Source organism: Streptomyces finlayi (assembly GCF_014216315.1).
GTDB lineage: Bacteria > Actinomycetota > Actinomycetes > Streptomycetales > Streptomycetaceae > Streptomyces > Streptomyces finlayi_A.
In genome coordinates this window covers 553,272-571,315 of the sequence record NZ_CP045702.1, presented here as the reverse complement: position 1 = coordinate 571,315, position 18,044 = coordinate 553,272, and the positions used below count along the sequence as shown (strand labels likewise).

16 protein-coding genes are annotated in these 18,044 nt (G+C 71.0%); 8 read left to right on the top strand and 8 right to left on the bottom strand.

The annotated features are described in order from the left end of the window. Window positions 1-58 precede the first annotated feature (58 nt). The 3 genes from F0344_RS02825 (at window position 59) to F0344_RS02815 (ending at window position 4,251) form a co-directional block, all read left to right on the top strand. Window positions 59-949 (top strand): oxygenase MpaB family protein, encoded by an 891-nt coding sequence (locus F0344_RS02825; protein WP_185297252.1) that lies wholly within the window; start codon window positions 59-61, stop codon window positions 947-949. Between the two features lie 135 nt (window positions 950-1,084). After that, window positions 1,085-2,428 carry a M14 family metallopeptidase gene (locus tag F0344_RS02820; protein WP_185297251.1) on the top strand — a complete coding sequence of 448 codons (1,344 nt, stop codon included), beginning with the start codon at window positions 1,085-1,087 and terminating at the stop codon, window positions 2,426-2,428. 74 nt (window positions 2,429-2,502) lie between these two features. Beyond that, a complete protein-coding gene (locus F0344_RS02815; RefSeq protein ID WP_185297250.1) occupies window positions 2,503-4,251 on the top strand; it encodes a BCCT family transporter in 1,749 nt (582 codons plus the stop codon). 44 nt (window positions 4,252-4,295) lie between these two features. Here F0344_RS02815 and F0344_RS02810 read toward each other — a convergent pair whose 3' ends face one another. Then, on the bottom strand, window positions 4,296-5,228 hold the full coding sequence (locus F0344_RS02810) for an FAD-dependent oxidoreductase (RefSeq protein WP_185302481.1): 933 nt from the start codon (window positions 5,226-5,228) through the stop codon (window positions 4,296-4,298). 122 nt (window positions 5,229-5,350) lie between these two features. Here F0344_RS02810 and F0344_RS02805 point away from each other — a divergent pair, with 122 nt between their 5' ends. Beyond that, window positions 5,351-6,988, top strand: coding sequence for an ABC-F family ATP-binding cassette domain-containing protein (locus tag F0344_RS02805; protein ID WP_185297249.1), 1,638 nt, complete (start codon window positions 5,351-5,353; stop codon window positions 6,986-6,988). 57 nt (window positions 6,989-7,045) lie between these two features. Here the strand turns inward: F0344_RS02805 and F0344_RS02800 are convergent, their stop codons facing one another. From F0344_RS02800 to F0344_RS02795, 3 genes are all read right to left on the bottom strand, one after another. Further along, window positions 7,046-9,529, bottom strand: a complete 2,484-nt coding sequence (locus F0344_RS02800) for a Tex family protein (RefSeq protein ID WP_185297248.1) — start codon at window positions 9,527-9,529, stop codon at window positions 7,046-7,048. A 137-nt stretch (window positions 9,530-9,666) separates the two neighbouring features. Beyond that, complete coding sequence (locus F0344_RS35360) at window positions 9,667-9,795, bottom strand: LPFR motif small protein (protein WP_258049621.1); 129 nt, start codon at window positions 9,793-9,795, stop codon at window positions 9,667-9,669. A 73-nt stretch (window positions 9,796-9,868) separates the two neighbouring features. Next, window positions 9,869-10,732 (bottom strand): SCO6745 family protein, encoded by an 864-nt coding sequence (locus F0344_RS02795; protein WP_185297247.1) that lies wholly within the window; start codon window positions 10,730-10,732, stop codon window positions 9,869-9,871. Between the two features lie 167 nt (window positions 10,733-10,899). Between F0344_RS02795 and F0344_RS02790 the strand changes: the two genes are divergently transcribed. Next, on the top strand, window positions 10,900-11,862 hold the full coding sequence (locus F0344_RS02790; RefSeq protein WP_185297246.1) for a GlxA family transcriptional regulator: 963 nt from the start codon (window positions 10,900-10,902) through the stop codon (window positions 11,860-11,862). A gap of 84 nt (window positions 11,863-11,946) precedes the next feature. Continuing rightward, window positions 11,947-12,582 (top strand): DJ-1/PfpI family protein, encoded by a 636-nt coding sequence (locus F0344_RS02785; RefSeq protein ID WP_185297245.1) that lies wholly within the window; start codon window positions 11,947-11,949, stop codon window positions 12,580-12,582. Here the strand turns inward: F0344_RS02785 and F0344_RS02780 are convergent. Next, on the bottom strand, window positions 12,569-13,366 hold the full coding sequence (locus tag F0344_RS02780; protein ID WP_185297244.1) for an enoyl-CoA hydratase/isomerase family protein: 798 nt from the start codon (window positions 13,364-13,366) through the stop codon (window positions 12,569-12,571). The two genes, F0344_RS02785 and F0344_RS02780, sit on opposite strands and share 14 nt — an antisense overlap. 80 nt (window positions 13,367-13,446) lie before the next feature. Between F0344_RS02780 and F0344_RS02775 the strand changes: the two genes are divergently transcribed. Both F0344_RS02775 and F0344_RS02770 read left to right on the top strand, forming a co-directional pair. Then, the gene (locus F0344_RS02775) at window positions 13,447-14,109 is read left to right on the top strand and encodes an HdeD family acid-resistance protein (protein WP_185297243.1); all 663 of its coding nucleotides are present in this window, start codon (window positions 13,447-13,449) and stop codon (window positions 14,107-14,109) included. A gap of 136 nt (window positions 14,110-14,245) precedes the next feature. After that, on the top strand, window positions 14,246-14,701 hold the full coding sequence (locus tag F0344_RS02770; protein ID WP_185302480.1) for an ATP-binding protein: 456 nt from the start codon (window positions 14,246-14,248) through the stop codon (window positions 14,699-14,701). Between the two features lie 21 nt (window positions 14,702-14,722). On the opposite strand, the gene idi is transcribed toward F0344_RS02770, so the two are convergent. The 3 genes from idi to F0344_RS02755 form a co-directional block, all read right to left on the bottom strand. Then, window positions 14,723-15,316 (bottom strand): isopentenyl-diphosphate Delta-isomerase, encoded by a 594-nt coding sequence (idi, locus tag F0344_RS02765; RefSeq protein ID WP_185297242.1) that lies wholly within the window; start codon window positions 15,314-15,316, stop codon window positions 14,723-14,725. 168 nt (window positions 15,317-15,484) lie between these two features. Next, window positions 15,485-16,768, bottom strand: a complete 1,284-nt coding sequence (locus F0344_RS02760; protein WP_374940056.1) for a GNAT family N-acetyltransferase — start codon at window positions 16,766-16,768, stop codon at window positions 15,485-15,487. Between the two features lie 240 nt (window positions 16,769-17,008). Then, on the bottom strand, window positions 17,009-17,950 hold the full coding sequence (locus tag F0344_RS02755) for a cation diffusion facilitator family transporter (protein WP_185297241.1): 942 nt from the start codon (window positions 17,948-17,950) through the stop codon (window positions 17,009-17,011). Window positions 17,951-18,044 lie beyond the last annotated feature (94 nt).

Sequence of the window (18,044 nt, the reverse complement as noted above, 5' to 3'; positions counted from 1 at the left end):
CGGGCGCACCCGTGGGCACCTCGATCGCCCGTGATCGCCCGTGATCGCATACTGGAGTATGGACAGCACAGCAGCCGAGGTCCCGGACACGGGCGATGCTCCCTCCCCACCCCCGCCGGGCGGCGTGCTGTGGAGCCTGACCGGTGACATCCGCTCCCTGTTGATCCTCCCCGCCGCCCTCACCCTCCAGGTCGCCCACCCGGCGGTCGGCGCGGGCGTCGACGAGCACTCCGTCTTCCGCACCGACCCGTGGGGGCGCGGCGAGCGGTCCCTGCGTTCGCTCCAGCTCTGGGTGTACGGCGGCGAGGCGGCGGCCGAGGAGGGGCGCCGCCTCCGCGCACTGCACCGGACCATCCGGGGAACCGATACCCGGGGCCGCCGCTACCACGCGCTGACGCCCGCGAACTACGCCTGGGTCCACGCCACCGGCTTCCCCGTCTACCGTCACGCGGCGCGCTATCTGGTCCGCCCGATGACCGAGGCGCAGGAGCGGGCGCTCTACCGCGAATGGCTCCAGGTGGGCCGGATACTCGGCATCCGCGACCGGGACATGCCGCAGACGGTCGAGGAGTTCTGGCCGTACTACCGCAGGATGCTCGCCGAGGAGGTCGAGGCGACCGCCGTCGTCCGTGAACTGGTGGCCACCGACGCTTCCGTTCCTCCGCCGGACCGCGGCCCCCTGCCCGTGCGGCTCCTGCTCCGGATCCTGTGGCCGGTGGTGCTTCCGCCGCTGGCCTGGTTCCGCAGCTTCGTCACGGTCGGCCTCATGCCGCCGGAGGCCCGGGCGACGATCGGACTGGAGTGGACCCCTGGGGACGAGCGGAGGCTGCGTCAGTTCTGCGGCGTCGTACGCCGGGTGGTCCCCGCCCTTCCGGAACGGCTGCGCTATCTGCCGCTCGCCCGCAGGGCGAGGGCGGCGCACAGGTCGGCGAGCGGCGCGCACCGGTAGCCGAGCGGCCTCACCGGCACACCGCCGCGTGATCGCCCCCTGTTGCACAGGAGTTGACCGAGGTACCTTCCGCACACGCTGATACGCGCGCGGGCGTCTTCGTGCCCGCCACCGCATCCCGGGAGGCAGCCGCAGATGACCCCTCGCATCGCCCGTGCACTCCGCAGCACCCGAGCACCGCGGCTTTCCCGCGGGCGCCGCGCCGGTCTGCGCGGCTTCGCCCTGACCCTTGCCGCGGCGGCTCTCGCCGTACCGTTCGCCACCGTCCCCGCCGAGGCCGCCGACTCGGCGCCCCGTACCGGATTCGAGACGAGCAACGGGGCCCGCTGGACCGGGCAGCCCGAGGAGCAGGAGTTCCTCGCCGCGGTCGACCGGGCGAGCGACCGTGTCGCGATCCAGCGGATCGGCACGACGAAACAGGGACGTCCCCTCCAGCTCGTCCGCATCGGCGCCCACCGGCCGGCCGCGCACACGATGCTGCTGATCTGCAGTCAGCACGGCGACGAGCCGTCCGGCCGTGAGGCATGTCTCTCCACCGTCCGGGATCTCGCCTTCGCCCGGGACCGGGCTACCGGCACCTTCCTGTCCCGTACGAATGTGCTGGTCCTGCCGACCGCCAACCCCGACGGACGGGCGGCGAACACCCGCGGCAACGCGGACGGCGTCGACATCAACCGGGACCACATCGCGCTCCGGACCGTCGAGGGCCGTGCGACGGCCGCTGTCATCCGCGACCAACGCCCGGACATGATCTACGACTTGCACGAATACGGGGCCACCCCGCCGTACTACGACAAGGACCTCTTCGTCCTCTGGCCCCGTAACCTCAACGTCCACGACGGGGTGCACGACGCCTCACAGACCCTGTCCGACCGGTACGTCAGGCCGGTGGCCGAGCGGTCGGGCTACAGCAGCGGCGTCTACGGGATCTGGACCGATCCGGTCACCGGGGACCCCATCAAGCAGACCGCGGGTGACGGGCAGGAGCGCATCCTGCGCAACGCCTCCGGCATCAAGCACGCGGTGGGTCTGCTCATCGAGTCCCGCGTCGACGCGCTTTCCGACGCCGAGAAGGCCGACCGGGCGCTCAACCAGCGACGCAGGGTCGAGTCCCAGCAGGCCGCACTCGACGGTCTGTTCACCTTCGACGCCGAGCAGCGCGGCCGGATCGAGGCAGCCACCGGGGCGTCCCGGGCCGCCGGGTCCGCCGACCGGGGCCCGGTCCGTCTCGGCGGCGCCGACAACGATCCGGCCGGACCGGACGAGATCATCCAGGACCCGCCCTGCGGCTACCGGCTCACCGCGGCCCAGCACGCCGAAGTGGGGGACGAACTGGCGCTGCACGGGATCACCTCCCGTCCCGATGGTGACGGAGCGTATGTACCGCTGAGGCAGTCGGCGCGCAATCTCGTTCCGCTACTCCTCGACGAGCGGGCGACATATCATCTCACAAACGGTCAAGCCGTTACGGCTTGTTGATCCCTGAGGATCAGCGCCCTGTGTGGTACTGCCTACGGAGAGCGATTTTTCGGACTCCGTGAAAGGTGCCACTTGTGTCGCAGGACGATCAGAGAGCGGATGCGCGGGGAGAGCTGGCCGTCACGGCGAATCTCCCCGCCGGCTCGCATCACGGCGGGCATCCCACGACCGACCGGGTGGTCTTCGGAGTCACGGCGGTACTCACTCTCGCCTTCGTCGTCTGGGGCGCCACCGCCACCGATTCGCTGGAGAGCGTTTCCAGCAGGCTGCTCAACGGGCTGATCCACAACGGTGGTTGGGCCTTCATGCTCGCCGCGTCCGGATTCGTCGTGTTCGCCCTGTGGCTCGCGATCAGCCGCTACGGGAAGATCGAGCTCGGGCAGGAGGGGGAGAAGCCCGAATTCCGGACCATCTCCTGGGTCGCGATGATGTTCAGTGCCGGTATGGGTATCGGCTTGATGTTCTACGGAGTGAGTGAGCCGCTGGCCCACTTCATCGACCCGCCGCCCGGTACGCACCCCGCCGACGCCGCGGAGGCGATGCAGACGGCGATGGCCACCACGCTCTTCCACTGGACGCTGCACCCCTGGGCGATCTACGCGGTGGTCGGGCTCGCGATCGCGTACAGCACCTACCGGCGGCGCAGGCGACAGACGATCAGTGCGGTCTTCGAACCACTCATCGGGGAACGGCGCGCGCACGGTGGCGCCGGCCGCCTCATCGACATTCTCGCGATCTTCGCCACGCTGTTCGGTTCCGCGACCTCGCTCGGGCTCGGCGCACTCCAGATCGGCAGCGGGGTCCACGAGCTCGACTGGAAGGAGAAGACGGGTACGGGTCTCCTGATCGCGATCATCGGCGTACTGACGGTCGCCTTCGTCTTCTCCGCGATCTCCGGCGTCGAGAGGGGCATCCAGTGGCTGTCCAACATCAACATGGTGCTCGCCGTGACGCTCGCGATCTTCGTGTTCATCGCAGGTCCCACGATCATCGTGCTCGACCTGCTGCCCACCTCGGTCGGCGCCTACTTCGACAACCTCGCCCAGCTCGCAGGGCGCACCGAGGCCACCGGCAAGGGGGCGGTCGCCGACTGGCTCGCCGGCTGGACGGTCTTCTACTGGGCCTGGTGGATCTCCTGGACACCGTTCGTCGGCATGTTCATCGCCAGGATCAGCCGGGGCCGGACGATCCGTCAGTTCGTCGGCGGCGTGATTCTGGTCCCCAGCACGGTCAGCCTGGTCTGGTTCGCGGTCTTCGGCGGTACGGCGATCAAGCTGCAGGAAGCCGGCAAGCTGGACGATGCCACCACCCCGGAGGCCCAGCTCTTCGGCGTCCTCCAGCAGTTCCCGGTCGCCACCCTGATGAGCATCCTGGTGATGGTTCTGGTCGGCATCTTCTTCGTCTCCGGCGCCGATGCCGCCTCCATCGTGATGGGCACGCTCTCGCAGAAGGGCATCCTCGAACCCGCCAAGTGGGTCGTGATCTTCTGGGGCGTCGTCACCGGAGCCGTAGCCGCCATCATGCTGCTCGTCGGCGACGGCAAGGGTGACGTGCTCGCAGGTCTCCAGAACCTCACCATCCTGGTGGCCGCGCCGTTCACCCTGGTCATGATCGGTATGTGTGTGGCCCTGATGCGGGACCTGCGGCAGGACCCGATGATCGTCCGCCAGGAGTTCGGCATCGAAGCCGTCGAGTCAGCGGTCATCGCCGGCCACACGAAGTACGACGGTGACTTCGAGATCAGGATCGGCCCGGGCGAGAGCCGGATCACCACGGAGCGGAACAAGCAGGCCAGGACCGACAAGACCGGCCCGGAAGCCTGACCGAGGACGCGGGTGGCGGGCCGCCACCCGCGGCGGTCGGTGACTCAGCCCACCAGCCGGGCCGCCTCCCGCGCACAGCCCCAGGCGACCGTCACACCGGCGCCCCCGTGCCCGTAGTTGTGCACCAGGTGCCCACCGCCCGGCAGCGGCCCGGCCTCGATCCGCACCCCCGTATCGCGGGCCGGCCGCAGCCCCACCCGGTGCCCGATGACCCGGGCCCCGGCGATCTCCGGCCTGATCCGGGCGCAGCGCGCCACGATCTCCTCGGCCGTACGGGCATCGGGCTCCGTGCGTCGGTCGTCCACCTCGGCCGTACCACCGAGCACCAGCCCACCGGGCTGCGGGAAGAAGTACGTCGTCGTGCTCGACGCGGGGTCCGCCTCCGTGAACCACTCCCCGATGCCTGGGTTCTCCACGACGGTCAGCTGGCCGCGGACCGGCCTCAGCCCGGCGTCCGGAACCAGCTCGCGCGCATCCAGCCCCGTGCAGTTCACGACTGCCGGCGCCTCGGCCGCAGCCTCTTCGAAGCTCGTCGCCGTACGCCGCTCGACCGTGCCCCCGGCCGCTGCCAGGCGCCGCTCCAGCCAGTCCAGATGCACCGGCATATCGAGCAGCGGCAGCGTGGCACGAAGCCCGTCCGCCACCTCGGTGGCGTCGTTGATCTGCCTCGCCCACGGCCCCAGTCCGGCGAAGCGCTCACCCCTGTGCATTCCGGCGACCAGCCGGACGCCGGTCTCCGCGGGCCGGGCGGCCAGTTCCTCGTACACCCGCAGGGTGGCCAGTGCCCAGTCCCCGACCTGCGCCGCCGGCTCGATCCGGTACGGCCACCACAGCGCGCCGGCCACCGAGGACGTCGTCACCGCGGCCGGTTCCCGCGACCAGACCCGGACCCGGCGCCCGGACTCCGCCAGCACCACCGCGGTGGTCAGCCCGATCACCCCGCTCCCCAACACGATCACATCCGCCACCGCTGTCACCGCTGCCCCCTCCGTCTCGGACCGCACGCGTGCGGTCCGCACTGACAGAGGACGCTAACGGATCGCCTCGCATACCGGTCGGCTGCTGCGTCCTCCCGCACGCCGTTTAGGATCGAGCTCTGATGACTGCCACTCTCGTCGCCAAGGATCTCGCCGCCGGACACGGCGACCGCACTCTCTTCGCAGGGCTCGACCTCGTCGTCGCTCCCGGCGATGTGATCGGTCTCGTCGGAGTCAACGGCGCCGGTAAATCGTCCCTGCTCCGCCTCCTCGCAGGGCTCGACAGCCCGGAGGAGGGCGAGCTGCGCCTCTCCCCGCCCACCGCCACCGTCGGGCACCTCCCGCAGGAACCCGAGCGGCGCCCGGATGAGACGGTCCGGGCCTTCCTCGCCCGCCGCACCGGCGTCGCCGACGCCCAGGAAGCGATGGACACCGCGACCCAGGGCCTCGTCGACGGGGCTCCGGGTGCGGACGACGCGTACTCCGAGACGCTGGAACGCTGGCTCTCGCTCGGCGGCGCCGACCTCGACGAGCGGGCCGAGGAGGTCGCTGCCGACCTCGGCCTGACCATCAGCCTGGACCTCCCGATGACGGCGCTCTCCGGCGGCCAGGCCGCCCGCGCCGGACTCGCCTCGCTCCTGCTGTCCCGTTACGACATCTTCCTGCTGGACGAGCCCACCAACGACCTGGACCTGGACGGCCTGGAACGCCTCGAGCGGTACGTCGCCGGACTGCGGACGGGCACGGTCGTCATCAGCCACGACCGCGAGTTCCTGATGCGTACGGTCACCAAGGTCCTGGAGCTGGACCTGGCGCAGCAGGAGATCAACCTGTACGGCGGCGGCTACGCGGCCTACCTGGAGGAGCGCGACCGTGCTCGCCGGCACGCCCGCGAGGAGTTCGACGAGTACGCCGACAAGCGGTCAGCGCTGGAAGGACGCGCGCAGACGCAGCGCTCCTGGATGGACAAGGGCGTCAAGAACGCCCGCCGCAAGGCCACGGACAACGACAAGATCGGCCGTAAGTTCCGCAGCGAGTCCAGCGAGAAGCAGGCCGCCAAGGCCCGGCAGACGCAGCGCATGATCGAGCGGCTCGATGTGGTGGAGGAGCCCCGCAAGGAGTGGGAGCTCCGGATGGAGATCGCCTCCGCCCCGCGCTCGGGTTCGGTCGTCGCCTCCCTCCGCGACGCCGAGGTCGTACGAGGCGACTTCGCCTTCGGACCGGCGACGCTGCAGATCGACTGGGCGGACCGGGTCGCCATCACCGGAGCCAACGGAGCGGGCAAGTCCACCCTGCTCGCCGCCCTGCTCGGCAGGCTCCCGCTCGGCTCCGGGCACGCCACGCTCGGCTCGGGTGTCGTGGTCGGCGAGGTCGACCAGGCCCGCAAGCTGTTCCACGGCTCGGAGAGCCTGATCGACGCGTTCTGCGCGGCCGTTCCCGACACGGAACCGGCCGAAGTCCGCACGCTGCTCGCCAAGTTCGGCCTGCGCGCCGACCATGTGACCCGCCCCGCGACGACACTCTCCCCGGGCGAGCGCACCCGCGCGGCACTCGCCCTCCTCCAGGGCCGGGGCGTCAACCTCCTGGTCCTGGACGAGCCGACGAACCATTTGGACCTGCCGGCGATCGAGCAGCTGGAGTCGGCACTCGACTCCTACACCGGCACGCTCCTGCTGGTCACACATGATCGCCGGATGCTGGAGTCGGTCCGCACGACGCGGCGCCTCGAGGTGTCCAACGGCAAGGTGACGGAGATCTGAAAGGGCTGGGGAGGGGACGGCCGCGCACAGCGGCGACCGCCCCTCCCCGTCCACCCGCTACGGCTTCCTGCCGCCCTGCTTCGGATCGGCCAGCCCCGCCCGCCGCAACGCGTCCGCCATCGCACTGTTCCCAGGCACGGCAGCCGGTGCCTGGCGCGCACCGCCCGCGCCGCCGCCCCCGCGCCGGTCACGCCCCTGACCGCCCCGGACGCCCTGGCCCGTGCTCTGACCGCTGCCCCGGCCACCGCCCTCTGCGCCGCGCCCGCCCTGCTCACCCTGACGGGGCCTAGGCGGCCGGCCGGCCCGTGCGCCCCGCTCCCCGCCCTCGCCGGGCTGCTGTCCCGCCTGCCCGGCGGACACCGCCTCGTCGTCCAGCCGCAGCGTCAACGAGATCCGCTTGCGCGGAATGTCGATGTCCATGACCTTGACCTTCACGACGTCGCCCGGCTTCACGACATCCCTGGGGTCCTTCACGAAGGTCCTGGACATCGCCGACACGTGCACCAGGCCGTCCTGGTGCACCCCGATGTCCACGAACGCCCCGAACGCCGCCACGTTCGTGACGACCCCCTCCAGCACCATCCCGGACGCCAGATCGCCGATCTTCTCGACGCCGTCCTTGAAGGTGGCCGTCCTGAACGCCGGACGAGGGTCACGGCCCGGCTTCTCCAGCTCCTTCAGGATGTCGGTGACCGTCGGCAGACCGAACTTCTCGTTCACGAAGTCATCGGCCCGCAGCGTGCGCAGCACACCCGCGTTGCCGATCAGCGACGCCACCTCGCTGCCCGTCGTCTTCACCATCGCCCGCACCACCGGGTACGCCTCGGGGTGCACGCTCGACGAGTCCAGCGGATCGTCCCCGCCCCGGATGCGGAGGAAGCCCGCGCACTGCTCGTACGCCTTCGGACCCAGCCGCGCCACATCCTTCAGCGCCCGGCGCGAGCGGAACGGTCCATGGGTGTCCCGGTGCGCGACGATGTTCTCGGCGAGACCCGAACCGATGCCGGAAACGCGCGAAAGCAGCGGCGCGGAAGCGGTGTTGACGTCGACGCCGACCCCGTTCACGCAGTCCTCGACGACCGTGTCCAGCGAGCGCGACAGCTTCACCTCGGACAGGTCGTGCTGGTACTGGCCTACTCCGATCGACTTCGGGTCGATCTTCACCAGCTCGGCCAGCGGGTCCTGGAGGCGCCGCGCGATCGAGACCGCGCCACGGAGCGACACGTCCATGTCCGGGAGTTCCTGCGAGGCGAAGGCGGACGCCGAGTACACCGAGGCGCCGGCTTCCGACACCATCACCTTGGTGAGCTTCAGCTCCGGATGCTTCTCGCACAGTTCACCGGCGAGCTTGTCGGTCTCGCGTGACGCCGTGCCGTTGCCGATCGCGATCAGGTCCACGGAGTGGGCCTTCGCCAGCCGCTCCAGCTTCGCCAGCGACTCGTCCCACCGGTTGGCCGGAACGTGCGGATGGATGACGTCCGTCGCCACCACCTTGCCGGTCGCGTCGACGACGGCGACCTTCACGCCGGTACGGAAACCGGGGTCGAGTCCCAGCGTCGCCCGGGTCCCGGCCGGTGCCGCGAGCAGCAGGTCGCGCAGGTTCGACGCGAAGACGCGTACCGCCTCGTCCTCCGCCGCCGTACGCAGCCGCGACCGCAGATCGATCCCGAGGTGGACCAGGATGCGGGTGCGCCAGGCCCAGCGCGCGGTGTCGGCGAGCCACTTGTCGCCCGGACGCCCCCGGTCGTTGATCCCGAAGCGCCGGGCGATCATGTTCTCGTACGCCGACGGGCCCGGCCGCTCCGCGGCCTCCGGCTCCTCGGGCTCCAGGACGAGATCGAGCACGTCCTCCTTCTCGCCCCGCAGCATGGCCAGGACCCGGTGCGAGGGCAGCACGGTGAACGGTTCCGCGAAGTCGAAGTAGTCGGCGAACTTCGCCCCGGCCTCCTCCTTGCCCTCCCGCACCTTCGCCGTGAGCCGTCCGCGCGACCACATGCGCTCACGCAGCTCGCCCGTGAGGTCGGCGTCCTCGGAGAACCGTTCGGCGAGGATGGCGCGGGCGCCGTCCAGGGCCGCCGCCCCGTCCGCCACGCCCTTGTCCGGGTCCACGAACGCGGCAGCGGCCACGAGCGGATCCACCGACGGGTCGCCGAGCAGCCCGTCCGCCAGCGGCGCGAGCCCCGCCTCGCGGGCGATCTGTGCCTTCGTCCGGCGCTTCGGCTTGAACGGGAGGTAGATGTCCTCCAGCCGCGCCTTGGTGTCGGCGGCCCGGATCCGCGCCTCCAGCGACTCGTCGAGCTTGCCCTGCTCGCGTACGGATTCGAGGATCGCCGCCCGGCGGTCCTCCAGCTCCCGCAGATACCGCAGCCGTTCCTCGAGCGTGCGCAGCTGCGCGTCGTCGAGCATTTCGGTGGCTTCCTTGCGGTAGCGCGCGATGAACGGCACGGTCGACCCGCCGTCGAGCAGCTCGACGGCCGCCTTCACCTGACGCTCACGTACGCCGAGCTCCTCGGCGATCCTGCCTTCGATGGACGTCGTCACGGTTTTCCCGACTCGCCTTCTCGTACTGGCTGTGCTGGCTGTACCTGCTGGGGATGGTCCCCTTCGCCTGCATTGTGCCGGGTGGCCGGGGGTCGTGTCGCGTGACCTCGTCGAAGGCCGCCGCGCGGACCGCCGGCTCAGGCGCGCCGGCTCCGGCCGCCGCGCGACGCGCCGCCGAAGAGCTTGGCCACCAGCCGGAAGGGCAGCGTCACGACGGTGGCCACGGCGGAGCCGATGGTGCGGAAGATGTCTGCGATCGTGCGCATGGTGTTCTCCTTCGTCGCGGTGAACGGTGTCCTGTGCGCGTGACCCTGACCGCGGCTCGTAAACGTTCCTGGATCAGCCTTTTCCGACGAGGCCGTCCGGGAACGCTCCGGCCGAGGCCGCCGCGAACAGGTAGCCGCGCCCGAGCTCGGTCAGCCGCTCGACGCCCTCGGCGCCCAGGCGTTCGTACGGTGCGGCGTCCATCCGGTCCGTCGCCTCCTCGAGGCCGGCCCGGAGAGCCGTGCCCGCCTCCGTCAGCTCGTTCGCGTCGTCCAGCAGACCGCGTCCGCGCAGCCGCTCGGCGGCAGCGTCCCAGTCGGCGCGGCGCCAGCCACGGGTGGCGAGGATCCAGCGCGGGGCCATTCCCTTGCCGGTCGCGGTGTGGCTGACCATGGCCTCCACGGGGTCCAGACCGGCGGCGAGGAGCGCGGCGAGATGGGCGTCCCCCCGGTGTTCGCGCAGGAGGGTCGCCGCGTGCCAGTACGCGAGGTGCGGCGCGTCCGGGACCGGCAGATCGGCGTGGGCGGCGTACAGCGGCCGGGCGTGGCGGGTGCAGCCCTCGGTGGCACGCAGGGCGAGCCGCGCGGCCTCGGCGAGCTCCGCCGAGGCGATGACCTCCTCGCCCAGCAGCCTGCGGAGTGTCGTGTCGGCTGCCCGCAGCCGCGCGTCGATTACCGCCTGCGGGGAGGCGACGGACCAGACGGCGGGCAGATGGCGTGCCACCAGCTCGTGGTTGAAGTTGTAGAAGGCGGCGCTGACGGTACCGGCTCCGACGGCGCCCATCGCGGCGCCGCGGGCGGCGAAGTAGGCGGCGTCGGAGTCGACGATGCCCAGTTCGCCCATCTCCTTGCCGAGGTCGGGGGAGAAGTAGACCGTGGAGTGCAGCGGGTTGAGGGCGTTGTGGCAGCGGCGTCCGGCGCGGGGAGGAAGAGTGCTCATGCCCGTACGTTACCGACTGGTCGGTACGGCGCGGAAGCCGTTCGCCGTGAATCCTTGGAGGACGGGTGGTCCCCGAGCGGCCTACGGCTGACCAGCGGGCGGCATGGCAGGAAAGGAGGGTTGTTCGTCATTGCGGCCATCGGGCCGGCCCGCTCAGGATGAGCCGCATGAAGCAGCGATCCGTACTCGTCGTTCTCTTCGACGGCGTCCAGAGCCTCGATGTCACCGGCCCGGTGGAGGTCTTCGCCGGTGCCTCCCGGTTCCCCGGGGTCACGTACGAGCTGCGCACCGCCTCCCTGGACGGCGCCCCGGTCCGCAGTACCAGCGGGCTCACCCTCGTCCCCGACACCGCGCTCGCCGACGCCCCACCGCCCCACACGCTCCTCGTTCCCGGCGGCCAGGGCACGCGCGAGCCCGAGCCCGCACTGATCGACTGGCTCCGCGGCCACGCCCCGCACGCCGACCGGCTCGTCTCCGTCTGCACGGGCGCGCTGCTGCTCGCCGAGACGGGACTGCTCGACGGGCACCGCGTCACGACGCACTGGGCGTTCTGCGATCATCTCGCGCGCACCTATCCGGCCGTGGAGGTCGACCCGGACCCGATTTTCGTACGTGACGGGACACTGGCCACCTCCGCCGGAGTCACGGCGGGCATCGATCTCGCGCTCGCCCTGGTCGAGGAGGACCACGGCCGCGAGGTGGCGCTCACCGTGGCCCGCCATCTTGTCGTGTTCCTGCGACGGCCCGGGAACCAGGCCCAGTTCAGCGCCCAGCTCACCGCGCAGACGGCCCGCCGCGAACCTCTGCGGGACATCCAGCACTGGATCACCGAGCACCCCGCCGGCGACCTCTCCGTGGAGGCGCTCGCCGCCCGCGCCGGGCTCTCACCCCGGCACTTCGCCCGCGCCTTCCAGGCGGAGACCGGGATGACGCCGGGTCGCTACGTCGACCGCGTACGTCTCGAAGAGGCCCGCCGGCTGCTGGAGGACACCACGGACGGGGTCGCCCGGATCGCGCACTCCAGCGGCTACGGCACGCCGGAGGCCATGCGCCGCGCCTTCGTCAAGGCACTCGGCACCGCGCCCGCCGAATACCGCCGCCGCTTCCGCCCGTCCCACGCCGCGCCCTGACCGCGGGGCGACACGACGGACCCCGCCGGCCCGGACGGAACCAGCCAGGCCGGTCGGACACCACCATCCCGAGAGGAACCCGCCATGCAGATCGCCATCCTGCTCTTCGACCGCTTCACCGCACTCGACGCCGTCGGCCCGTACGAAATGCTCTGCCGCACCCCCGGCGCCGAGACGGTCTTCGTCGCCGAGCGGACCGGTCCTGTGCGCAACGACCGCGGGAGCCTCTCGCTCGTCGCCGACCGGACGCTCGCCGAAGTGCCGTCCCCGGACGTTCTGGTCGTCCCCGGTGGCCCCGGCCAGAGTGACCAGATGGAGAACGAGGCGCTGCTCGGCTGGCTGCGCTCGGCCGACGCCACCAGCACCTGGACGACCTCCGTGTGCAGCGGCTCGCTGCTGCTGGCAGCGGCCGGACTGCTGAGTGGACGCCGCGCCACCTCGCACTGGCTCGCCCTCGACAGCCTGAAGGCCTACGGCGTCGAGCCGACCGCCGAACGCGTCGTGACCGACGGCAAGTACGTCACGGCGGCGGGAGTCTCGTCCGGCATCGACATGGGCCTGACCCTGGTCGGCCGGATCGCGGGTGACGAACACGCGCGGGCGGTGCAGCTCCTGACGGAGTACGACCCGCAGCCGCCGTACGACTGCGGGTCTCCGGCCAAGGCCCCGGCGGCCCTGGTCGAGGAGTTCCGTACGAAGAACCGCTTCATCCTCCGGTAGCCGCGCCGTCCACGGGCCCCGTGGTCCAGGTGAAGACGGGCGCCCGCCGCTCCAGGAACGCGGCGACGCCCTCGGCGGTGTCGCCGCTGCGGCGCGCCTGATCCGCCCAGTAGGGGTCCCGGTCCTCGCGCCCCGAGGCGAACTCCTTCGCCGCCGCCTGCGTCAGCTGGGAGCGGGAAGCGAGGAGGTGCACGAAGGAATCGACCCGCTCACCGAGCTCACCGGCCGGCAGGACCTCGTCGACCAGCCCGGCGCGCAGCGCCCGTTCCGTACCGATCAGCTCGCCCGAGAACAGCAGGAACTTCGCCGTGGCGGGCCCCACCAGCGAGACCAGCCGCCGGGTGGACGACGAGGGATAGACGATGCCTAGTCTGGCCGGGGTGATACCGAAGGAAGCGCCTTCCTCGGCGAACCGGAGATCGCAGGCGGCCGCCAGCTGGCTGCCGCCGCCCACGCAGAACCCCCGCACGGCGGCGAGCGTCGGCCGGGGGAAGGCGGCGAGCGCCTCCTCGGCCCGCACCGCGAGGGCCTGCGGGTGGCCTCCCGGTTCCTGGACGGAGGACCGGAGCGAGGAGATGTCCGCGCCCGCGCAGAACGTGTCACCGGCGCCCGTCAGTACGAGCGCCCGCACCGCGCGGTCGGCGGCCAGCCGCTCCAGCAGGACGGGCAGCGCCTGCCACATGTCCGCCGTCATCGCGTTGCGCTTGGCCGGATTGCTGATGACGACGGTGGCGATCCCGTCAGTCACGGTGTCTTCCAGCCGGGGCTGATCCGTACGGTCCATGCGCCGGATGCTATCCGGACCGTTCGAACCTATGATCAAGAAGGGGTCGCGAAGCGGACACGCGTGGTGAGGAGCTGCTGATGACCGGTCCCGCAGCCGAGGGCAAGAAGCTCAGCCGCAGTTTCAGCTGGCTCACCCTGCTCGGCATTCTGCTCGTCGTCGCCGGACTGGTGGGTCTCGTCTACACGGGCGTGGCCACTCTGACCTCGATGCTGCTCTTCGGCTGGCTGCTGCTGATCGGCGGCCTGGTCGGACTGCTCCACGCGATCCAGTCCAGGGGCACGAGTTTCTTCTGGCTCGGTGTGGTGGTCGCCGCGCTGAACATCGCCGCCGGCGTCGTGGTGATCCGTCACCCGGAGGGCACCGCGGAGGCGCTGACCATGTTCGCCGCACTGCTCTTCCTCACCGGCGGTGTGTTCCGCCTGGTGGGCAGTGTCGTCGTCCGGGGCCCGCAGTTCGGCTGGACGCTTCTCCAGGGCGCCTTCGGTCTGCTCCTGGGGCTGCTCGTGCTCTTCGACTGGCCGCACAGCAGTCTCTACGTGCTGGGTACCTTCTTCTCGCTCGCGCTGCTGTTCGACGGCCTGGGTCTGGTCGCCTTCGGGGTCGGCGGCCGGCGCGTCGTCGGGCTGGTCTCGGATCAGATGGCGGCGGAGAGGAAGGCCACCGAGCCCACCGAGCGCACACAGGGCGCCGAGGGCAAGGGCAAGACATCAGAAGGCCATCAGAAGAGGTCCCACAACTGACGCCGTCATACTCATTCTGATCAAATGTCGTCGATAAGTGACTATTTGCGATCAGTGGCATGGTGTGTACCAAACGGTTCCCAACACTCATTACTCGACAGTCAGTGATGTGCGAGTCGAGAGTGGGTACCGGATCATGGAGAGCCCAGGGAGTGTCCCGGCCCATACCGCGTCGTACGAGGGGGTATGGTGTTTCACCGCCCCCGCGGTGGACGTCTCGGTGCCCCGGGCACGGCACGCCGTCCGGGACCTGGTGAACCGCCAGGGCGTGCCCGTCGAGGACGACATCTTCCAGGGTCTGCTGCTGATCGTCTCGGAACTGGTCACCAACGCGGTGAAGCACGCGGCGCTGCTCTCGCCCGAACTCGCGGTCGAGGTGGCCATCGGTGCCGAATGGATCAGAGTGTCGGTCGAGGACAACCATCCGTACCGCCCCATCGCCCTGGAGACCGACTCCGCCCAGACGGGCGGCCGCGGTCTGCTGCTGGTCCGGGAGGTCACCGCCGAGGCGGGCGGTACCTGCGACGTGGAACACACCGCAGGCGGCGGAAAGATCATCTGGGCGGCACTGCCGTTGAAGACGCAGTTCTGACCGCCCCGTACAGGAGCACCGTCACCAGCCCGCGGACGGCCCCGTCAGCTCTCTGATCGCCGGCCGTGCGGCATCCAGCACCGTCGTGAACCACGCCGAGAACGGCGCCTGCGCGTGTCGCTCCGCCAGCTCCCGCGCGGTCACGAAAGCCGTTTCGCCGACCTCTTCCGCGTCCGGCTCCAGCCGGTCCTGGGCCATGCCCACGAACAGATGATTGAACTCCTGCTCCACCAGTCCCGAAGCCGGGTCCGGGTGGTTGTAACGCACCGTGCCCGCCTCGGCGAGCAGTGTGGGGGAGACCCCCAGTTCCTCGAACGTGCGCCGGGCGGCGGCGGCGAAGGGCGCCTCCCCGGGGTAGGGGTGACCGCAGCAGGTGTTCGACCAGACGCCGGGGGAGTGGTACTTGCCGAGCGCGCGGCGCTGGAGCAGCAGCCGCCCCTGCTCGTCGAAGAGGAACACGGAGAACGCCCGGTGCAGCTGGCCCGGCGCCTGATGGGCGGCGAGCTTCTCCGCGGTGCCGATGGTGGTGCCGCTCTCGTCGACCAGTTCGAGCATGATCGCTTGTGCAGTGCCGTTCGGCGAACTGTGCGCCGCGGTGGCTGGTGTGGTCGGCATACCCATCCTTCGCTTTGGTCCCCGGCCCCGTGCGCCGGACCCTGGAGTCCGGTCAAGTCTGCCGCACAAAAGCCGCTTGTCAGTACTTCGGCTCCGGGCATGTCCCCCTGCCGCGCCGTCGTGGCGCGGCAGGGGGACCCGGCCCCGGCCGGAAGCGGAACACGAGGCTCAGACTCCGAAGGCCACCGGGTACTGGATCATGCCCCTCGGCACCGGCACGGAATCGTCGAGCACCAGCGCCATCATCGCCTCGTCAGGTACCTCGAACCCGGGCCGGATCCCGAACCGCGACGCGGGCACGAAACCGAACTCCGGGTAGTAGTCCGGGTGCCCGAGGACCAGGACGAGCGGCTCGCCCCGCAGCCGGGCCGCGTCCAGCACCGCCCGCACCACCGCACGGCCCGCGCCCTGCCGCTGGTGCGCGGGCGAGGTGGCCACCGGGGCCAGTGCGAGAGCGGGGGTGTCACCGACCCGGCACCGGGTCAGCAGGGCGTAGGCCGCCACGGAACCGTCCGGCGCCTCCGCGACGTACGCGAGACCCGGCAGCCACGCCTCCGGGTCGTCCCGCAGGGCGTCGACGAGCCGGGCTTCCCGGGATGTCGGGAACGCCGCCGCGTTGACGGCGTGCACGGCGCCCCGGTCCGCCGCCGTCTCCGGCCGGACCGGCCAGCGAGGATCGGCGGGACGCAGTACGTAGCCGGCGTACCCGTACTCCGCGCCGTGCTCGCGCCGCATGGCGAGCTCCTCACGGGTGGACGCGAGCGCCCACGCCATACCGGGAGCCGAGGGATCGGCGGTGCCCATGCGCCCGGCGAGCGGGACGTAGTACTCGTCCCAGTCACTCTCGGGCTGCACCAGCGACCCGAGCACGTGGTACCCGCCCGCGACCGCCGCCGCCGTGTTCGCGGTCACCGGGCGCAGCGAACCGTGCCGCTCCCAGAACGCGCGGGCCGCGTCGGTGGGCGCGTCAGTCGTCCAGACGCACTCGGTCATCACCAGTGAGCCGCCCGGAGCGAGCAGGCGCTGCCAGTCACGCAGGGCGGTGTCGAAGCCGATGACGTACGCGGAACCCTCGGCCCAGACCAGGTCGAACGATCCGTCGGGGAAATCGGGACCCGTGAGGTCGGCCATGTCGGCCCTGACCGTACGGATACGGTCGCCGAGCCCCCGGGACCGGGCGGCCTCGCGCAGTTCGTCGAGGAAGGGCTCGTGCAGATCGACGGCGGTCACCTCGGCGCCCGCCTCCGCCGCGAGCAGCAGGGCGGCCCGGCCGGGGCCGCAGCCCAGGTCGAGGACGCGCGGACGGGGCGGCTGCGGTCCCGCGAGGGCGAGCAGCCGCCGGGTGGTGGCATCGGAGCCCGGGCTCTGCCGGGGAAGGCCGTGATGCAGGGAGAAGAACGCCTCGAAGTGTGCGGAGGCGTCGGAAATGTCGGACCTGGAGTGGTCGGTCAACGTGGGAAACCCTTGGGTGAGAGGGCTCCGGCCGAGGTGGCGACAGTGGGTCGGGGTGCTCAGCCGGGAACCCGGGAGATGAGGAAGGACCGGACGCGGCGCGGGGCAGCCGTCGTCATGACAGTCATCAACCTCAGCTCCTCTCGGATCTCACGTGTCTCTGGTTCGGGGTTCCCTTCCCCGGGGAGACCCGTGGAACTCGGAAACCCTAGCACCGGCCGTCCGGGGGTGGCACCGGTGTCAGAGGCAGAGTCTCGCCTCGTGCTCGGCGTGCCCGGCCGGCTCCAGCTGGAAGGTGCAGTGCTCCACGTCGAAGTGATCACCGAGGCAGCCCTGGAGTTCGTGGAGAAGTTTCTCGTTCCCCATCGAGTCCAGCACCTCCTGGCTCACCACCACATGGGCGGAGAGGACCGGCATCCCCGAAGTGATCGTCCAGGCGTGCAGATCGTGCACGTCCAGCACCCCGGGCAGCGCGGTGATGTGTGCCCGGACCTCGCCCATGTCCACGTCCCTGGGCGCCGCCTCCAGCAGCACGTTCAGCGTCTCCCGCAGCAGTTTCACCGTACGGGGAACGATCATGAGACCGATCACCAGCGAGGCGATGGGGTCGGCGGCCTGCCAGCCGGTGGCCATGATGACGCCCGCCGACACCAGCACGGCGACCGAGCCGAGCGTGTCCGCCAGCACCTCCAGATAGGCGCCCCGCACATTGAGGCTGTCCTTCCGCCCGCGCATCAGCAGGGACAGGGAGACGAGATTGGCGGCCATACCCACGGCGGCGAAGGCGATGGCGAGTCCGCCCTTGGTCTCGGCGGGCGTGATGAAACGGTCCACCGCCTCGAAGACCAGGTAGCCGCCGACACCGAGCAGCAGCAGACAGTTGGCCAGCGCGGCGAGGATCTCGGCGCGGGCGAAGCCGAACGTCCGCTGGAGCCCGGCCGGCCTGTTGGCGAAGTGGATGGCGAGCAGAGCCATGCCGAGCCCCAGCGCATCGGTCGCCATATGGGCCGCGTCCGCGATCAGGGCCAGCGAGTCGGAGAGCAGACCACCGACGATCTCCACGACCATGACGCCGAGCGTGATGCCCAGGGCGATCCGCAGTCGTCCCTTGTACGCGGCGGCCGCCGTGCCCGTGGGAGGCGGCCCGCCGTGCGTGTGCCCGTGGTCGTGGCCAACCCCCATGAAGATGCCTCCGGTCCGGTGGAACGACGCGGGCGGGATCCGCCCACGGGGTTCAGTGAACTACGGGCGGGGGGTATGGGGCAACACGGGACTG

What these genes read in the sequence shown, in the direction of transcription:
- F0344_RS02825 (WP_185297252.1), top strand. Translation starts at nt 59, where the DNA reads ATGGACAGCACAGCAGCCGAGGTCCCGGACACGGGCGATGCTCCCTCC.
- F0344_RS02820 (WP_185297251.1), top strand. Translation starts at nt 1,085, where the DNA reads ATGACCCCTCGCATCGCCCGTGCACTCCGCAGCACCCGAGCACCGCGG.
- F0344_RS02805 (WP_185297249.1), top strand. Translation starts at nt 5,351, where the DNA reads ATGACTGCCACTCTCGTCGCCAAGGATCTCGCCGCCGGACACGGCGAC.
- F0344_RS35360 (WP_258049621.1), bottom strand. Translation starts at nt 9,795, where the DNA reads ATGCGCACGATCGCAGACATCTTCCGCACCATCGGCTCCGCCGTGGCC.
- F0344_RS02795 (WP_185297247.1), bottom strand. Translation starts at nt 10,732, where the DNA reads ATGAGCACTCTTCCTCCCCGCGCCGGACGCCGCTGCCACAACGCCCTC.
- F0344_RS02790 (WP_185297246.1), top strand. Translation starts at nt 10,900, where the DNA reads ATGAAGCAGCGATCCGTACTCGTCGTTCTCTTCGACGGCGTCCAGAGC.
- F0344_RS02785 (WP_185297245.1), top strand. Translation starts at nt 11,947, where the DNA reads ATGCAGATCGCCATCCTGCTCTTCGACCGCTTCACCGCACTCGACGCC.
- F0344_RS02780 (WP_185297244.1), bottom strand. Translation starts at nt 13,366, where the DNA reads ATGGACCGTACGGATCAGCCCCGGCTGGAAGACACCGTGACTGACGGG.
- F0344_RS02775 (WP_185297243.1), top strand. Translation starts at nt 13,447, where the DNA reads ATGACCGGTCCCGCAGCCGAGGGCAAGAAGCTCAGCCGCAGTTTCAGC.
- F0344_RS02770 (WP_185302480.1), top strand. Translation starts at nt 14,246, where the DNA reads ATGGAGAGCCCAGGGAGTGTCCCGGCCCATACCGCGTCGTACGAGGGG.
- idi (WP_185297242.1), bottom strand. Translation starts at nt 15,316, where the DNA reads ATGCCGACCACACCAGCCACCGCGGCGCACAGTTCGCCGAACGGCACT.
- F0344_RS02755 (WP_185297241.1), bottom strand. Translation starts at nt 17,950, where the DNA reads ATGGGGGTTGGCCACGACCACGGGCACACGCACGGCGGGCCGCCTCCC.